The sequence below is a fragment of the Geitlerinema sp. CS-897 genome (assembly GCF_028368005.1).
Classification (GTDB): Bacteria; Cyanobacteriota; Cyanobacteriia; order Cyanobacteriales; family Geitlerinemataceae; genus Baaleninema; species Baaleninema simplex.
Map to the genome: position 1 here is coordinate 1 of NZ_JAQNCQ010000074.1, position 5,476 is coordinate 5,476.

Annotated in this window: 4 protein-coding genes; 1 reads left to right on the forward strand and 3 read right to left on the reverse strand. The window is 55.0% G+C overall.

The window, feature by feature from the left end; genetic code table 11:
- Nucleotides 1–316: 316 nt before the first annotated feature.
- Nucleotides 317–1,039 (forward strand): biliverdin-producing heme oxygenase, encoded by a 723-nt coding sequence (locus tag POG22_RS03775; RefSeq protein ID WP_063715688.1) that lies wholly within the window; start codon nt 317–319, stop codon nt 1,037–1,039.
- A gap of 86 nt (nt 1,040–1,125) precedes the next feature.
- Here the strand turns inward: POG22_RS03775 and POG22_RS03780 are convergent, their stop codons facing one another.
- The 3 genes from POG22_RS03780 to POG22_RS03790 all read right to left on the reverse strand — a co-directional run.
- A complete protein-coding gene (locus tag POG22_RS03780) occupies nt 1,126–2,649 on the reverse strand; it encodes a helicase C-terminal domain-containing protein (RefSeq protein ID WP_498903726.1) in 1,524 nt (507 codons plus the stop codon).
- 170 nt (nt 2,650–2,819) lie between these two features.
- Nucleotides 2,820–4,388 carry a pentapeptide repeat-containing protein gene (locus tag POG22_RS03785; RefSeq protein WP_017658484.1) on the reverse strand — a complete coding sequence of 523 codons (1,569 nt, stop codon included), beginning with the start codon at nt 4,386–4,388 and terminating at the stop codon, nt 2,820–2,822.
- A 133-nt stretch (nt 4,389–4,521) separates the two neighbouring features.
- Nucleotides 4,522–5,476, reverse strand: a 955-nt coding sequence (locus tag POG22_RS03790) for a pentapeptide repeat-containing protein (RefSeq protein WP_498903727.1), incomplete at its 5' end; no start/stop codon positions are given.

A 5,476-nucleotide genomic window follows, 5' to 3' on the forward strand; every position in this document is an offset into this window, starting at 1 on the left:
ACTCCGCTCAGTCGAGCCGCTGAGCGGAGTCGAAGCGTTGAAATTCGGATTCCGGATCGCCCACCACTCCCGTCGAAAAATATTGCCGGATCTGAAGTCGGGAGACTCGTTCGCTTAATTCATTATTTGTTATATATCGATACAGCTTATCGCGTTTTTTTGTAAATTTTGTTGCGAGGCGTTAAAAATTCTTAACAGCAATTCTCATCAAATCAGTTTAAGGTAACACATTAGGCGCTCGTCCCCAATGGGTTGGTAAAGCTCGATACGCCAAATTTCAATCGAACTGTAAATTATAGCAATCTTTTCTTTAGTGATGAGTAGTAACCTCGCGACTAAACTTCGAGAAGGGACGAAGAAGTCCCACACAATGGCCGAAAACGTTGGCTTTATCAAATGTTTCTTGAAAGGGACGGTTGAAAAAAGCTCGTACCGCAAACTCGTAGCCAACTTTTACTTCGTTTATTCGGCGATGGAAGAAGAGATGGAACGCCACCGCAACCATCCCATTTTGTCGAACGTATACTACCCGCAACTCAATCGAAAATCGAGCTTAGAGCAAGATTTAAGCTTCTATTTCGGTTCGGACTGGCGCGAAACCGTCGCACCTTCGGAAGCAGGACAGGCGTATGTCGATCGCATCCGTCAGGTGTCGAACGAAGAACCCGAACTGCTGTTAGCCCACTGCTACACCCGCTATTTAGGCGACCTGTCCGGCGGTCAAATCCTCAAAAAAATCGCCCAACAATCCATGGGATTGCAAGACGGTCAGGGAACGGCATTTTACGATTTCCAAGATATCCCCGACGAGAAGGCGTTTAAAAACGAGTATCGTCAGGCGATGAACGATCTCCCGATCGACGAAGCGACAGCCGATCGCATCGTGGACGAAGCCAACGATGCCTTCAAGCTGAATATGGCGATGTTTGAAGAACTCGAAGGCAGCTTGATTAAAGCCATCGGTCAAATGCTCTTCAACGCTTTGACGCGCCGTCGCACGCGCGGTTCCACGGAAGAACAAGCCGCAGCCGCCGGTTGATTGACAGTGAAAAGGGAAGAGGGAAGAGTGAAGAACGTTGACAGCTTCTCCCCCTCTCTCCCTTGCTCCCCCTCTCCCCCTCCCCACTAAGGCTCGAACAACCCCGCCTCGGGGGAACCGATCCGAGCGTAAGGACTTAAGGCAGAAAAGACGTGCTGGCCGTAACTGCGGTAAATTGCCCGCACGTCGAGAAGCGCGACGACCCCGCGATCGTTGCGAACGGAGGCGATCGCCCGTTGGAGTTCGCTCAACGCCGTCGGAAGCAGGTACGATCGAAACCAGTCTTTGCGTAGCTGTTTGTAATAGGCGACACGACCCGCCACGAGCGGATCTTCGAGAGATGGAAACGGAAGTGTTGCGATCGCCAGCAGTTTCGGCGGCGGAAACTCGCTTTGATGTTCTCGCCAAAACTCCCATCCCGTCACGAGAATGCTGCGAGGGGCGCGAACGACTGTATCGACGCGGACGCGGGAGCCGAATTCAGCAGCCAGCGTCGCCGCGACGATCGCTCTGAGGGGAACGTCGCCGACGACGATCGCGATAAGGTCGTCGTCATGAGAATTCGATCGCGTACTGGCGTGACTGCTGCTGATGCGAACCAGGGTATGTAACTCCTCAAGAAGCGCGTCGCGAAATTGCGGCGTGTTGGGAAGGGGAAGTCCTTCAGGAGCATACAGGTGAACGAAAGAGTGTTGTCGGTCTGGCGCGAATTTAACACAGGTGAGATCGTCGATTCCCAGGCGCTGGCGAAACATTAACGCGTCGCGATCGACCCCCAACGCACCGCCGATCGCAACCGTCGGTTGTTGTTTCCACAGTGGACGGAGGGCGTTCGACACTTCCGCCGGACTGCAATACAGAGAAAACCGTCCGCCTTCGCGATCGATCGCCGCCCAGACGAAACTGTGACGCGATCGCAACCGCCGTCCGAACTGACGCCAGGATTGTGGAACCTCGGGAATAGCGGCGATCGACCGTCTCAACCGTTCCCGTTCTTCCGAATGTAACAGCACGCCCCCATAGGGATTCGCGGGGCGATCGAACACCGCTCGAGTTAACTGTATCCAAACCTGTCGAACCTCGTCGGCGAAATCGGGGCGAGCCTCCATCAACGCCGTCCAATCTCCCGGTTCGATGCAGGCGGTCAGCGCTTGGCGCGTCCACGCTTCCCAATCGTCGGCGCCGTCGATCAGAGTCGGAATTCCCGTCGGAAATCGCATCTTTTCCGTCGTTTTAGAATCCAACCAAGCCTGGGGGGAGGTCAGCAACAAGCCGTGAAAGTCCTCGTCCGGCCAGCGATCGCCCTCGACGACGGTTTTATGCGATCCCAACCACTGTTGCAATTGTGGGATTTCCACCGACAACAACCGCTTGCGAACCGATTCCGAGGCGATGGCGATCGCACCACCGGGCCACAATAATACCGGCATCAAATAACTCAGCGCATAGCGTTCTTCCGACGCGGGAAACACCCCCGTCTGAATCAGGGCGTCTCGTCCCAATCGCAACGCTCGCGCCACCAACCGCGCCATCGTCAAATGATGCGGCCAGCGATCGCCCGATTCCCGTAAAAACGCTCTCAGCGCCGTGTGAACTTCAGCTTCAATCACAACATCGATCGCAAAATCATTGCAAAATAACAGATATTCGCTCGCCGTTCGTGACGACAGGGTTCCTCGAATCGAGTCGCACGACCCCACTCGAACCTCGTCTTCACCCTCGCTCGCGTCGAGACGGGCAACGAACGGGTAACTTCACCCCCTTCGTCTCCCTATCGACCTTAGCGAACTTCGTCGAACGAATAAAATCCTTGCACGAAATTGAGGATATCTTGCAACGACGGTAATACCACCTGGGCCCGTTGAGACGACAGTGCGCTCATGGGAATTCCCAATTCCGCCGCGTTGAAAAAGCGCTTTCCGAACGTGGGATTGCTGTAAACCGTCAACGTGCGATCGCTCGAATTAGAAATCGACGTTTGCGTGGGAGCTTCAAAAAATTCCAACTCTCCCGCCTCCGAGTCCGACAACACGGGACATTGCAAATTGCTGACTTTGCGAAGGCGCTGCACGATCGACACGCTGAGCTTCGCCGCCTGATTGGCCGCCTTGACCCCCAGAATGTCTTGACTCTTCGTTTGGATCGAGCGCACCAAATTCAAAATCGTTTTTTGTGTGTTGTCGGCGTCCTTAAACGGTAAAACCGCCACGAACGCCGTGGGAAACAACAGTTCGTCGTTCTCGACGCGGAACGTGAGCGTCGTGCGTCGATATCCCACTTCGATACTCGGGGGCTGTCCCATATCGGGATATTGTTCCCCGAGTTGGTGGTACAACTTCGTTAACGCCAGCATCGCCGTGCTGTCGATGGGAGTATCGATGACAATTTGTACCGTGGGGGGCGTTTGGTTGAAAAACCTCTCGAAATTCTCGCGATCGAAACGAACGATTTGACTGTGATCGCCGTTGGGACTGACATCGAGCCAATCGCAACTCATCCCTTCCGTCGTCAGGTTAAACCGCGCCACCCCGTACAACTTCACCCCGGTCAAAATCGCACCGCTCAAGTCTGCCCCTTCCCAATCAGCGCGCATCATGTTCGACTGAGTGAGGTCGGCGTGAACGAAACTGGTATTGAGTAAGTTGGCACAACTGAGGTTGGCTCCGATGAGGTTCGCCCCGCTCAATTTCGCCTCGCTGAGATCGGCCCAACGCAAGTTCGCCCCGCTGAGATCGGCCCAACGCAAGTTCGCCCCCCGCAAACTCGCCCCGCTGAGGTTGGCGCGGTGGAGGCGGGCGTGGCGTAACTCACAATTGCTCAAATCCGCTCCGCTCAAATCTGCTTTACTGAAGTCGGTGCCGATCAAGTTGGCGTTGAGAAGGATCGCCGCCACTAACGAACTTCCCCGCAAGTCCGCTTCGTTGAGGTTGGCTCCGCTCAAATCCGTTTGGCGCATCGTGGACTCTCGCAAATCGGCCCCGTTGAGGTTCGCGCCGGTGAGATCGGCTCCGCTGAGGTTGGCGCGAATCATTTCAGCCCGAATCAGAGCGGCTTCGGCGAGATCGGCCTGGCTGAGGTTGGCGCGAATCATGTTGGCGACGTTGAGAATCGTCCCATGTAAGTTCGCCCGGACGAGGTTCGCCCCGCTCAACCGCGTCACGTTCATTTTGGCGTAGCTGAGGTTCGCCCCGCTCAAATTCGAGCCGCTGAGGTTGGCAATGCTTAAGATGGCATAGCTGAGATTGGCGTCCCGCAAGTCGATTCGGCTGAGGTTGGCTTCACTCAGCACGATCGCCCCGAAGTCTCGCTCTCCAGCAGCGTATCGTTCTAATAGTTCTTTGAGTGTCATAACCAGCTCACCTCAACACGGCACGACGTTCGTAATTTAACCCTCGAAGTCGATGCGATCCCCACAAGCACAACGGACGCGCAGAGCGCGATCGCGGCTATCAAAGCCTATTGTAAGGTCTGAGGTCGCGCGGCTACAAACGATCGGCATCGAGGGCCGGACTAGAAATCTTAACAAAGTCAAAAATGACAAAGGGAGGTGGGAGCGTATGGGTACAAGCTTCGGACAGGTTGGAACCCATGGAGTTGTCGCTTTCGGCAGCTTGGAGCCGTTGTTTTCCAAATTTGGGATGGTGTTGAACTTCTAAGGTTTGACTTTTGGAGTTGGACAAAATGATGTGGGTCGGCGTGTTGAAAAAATCCCGTCCGATATCGCGCTCGAACCACTGGGCTTCGGCGCTAACAATGGCGTTCGCGCGTTCGATCGCTTGGTTGAACACCCCTCGCAAGCGTTCGATATAGCGTAGCTGTCCGGCATCTAAACTTTCTCGTTCTTTGGTTTGTAGCAGTTGAACCAAGTTTTTGATATTGGCTTGTGTCACCTTGGCGTCTCGAAAGGGTAATACGACCATGTAGGCCATGGGAAACAGTTGCGTGTCGTTGTCGAGGCGAAACGTGATGACGGTACGGCGATCGCTGACCTCGATATTGGGCGATCGCTTCAACGTCGAATAGTGTCGAGCGATGCGATAGTATATGTCTGCCAGCGCCACGTGAGAGGCCGGATCGAGAACGGTATCGACGAGAATTCGCACGGTCGGAAGCGATTCGTTGAAAAACTCCGTGACTTCTTCGGGAGAAAAGCGCTGAATATGCGTTCCGTCGCCGTTGGCGCTCAAATCGACCCAATCGCAGACCGCTCCCTCGCTTTTGAGTCCGAAACGGGATACGCCGTGCAGTTTTGCCCCCGTCAGCGTCGAACCGCTCAAATCTGCCCCCATCCAATCGACCCCCATCAGATTCGCTCGCGTCAAGTCGGCGTACACCAAACTCGTATCGAGCAGGTTCGCCCCGCTCAAATCCGCCCCCGACAGGTTCGCCCCGCTCAGTTTCGCCCCGCTCAAATCCGCCCCCGACAGGTTCGCCCCG

What these genes read in the sequence shown, in the direction of transcription:
- POG22_RS03785 (WP_017658484.1), bottom strand. Translation starts at nt 4,388, where the DNA reads ATGACACTCAAAGAACTATTAGAACGATACGCTGCTGGAGAGCGAGAC.
- POG22_RS03775 (WP_063715688.1), top strand. Translation starts at nt 317, where the DNA reads ATGAGTAGTAACCTCGCGACTAAACTTCGAGAAGGGACGAAGAAGTCC.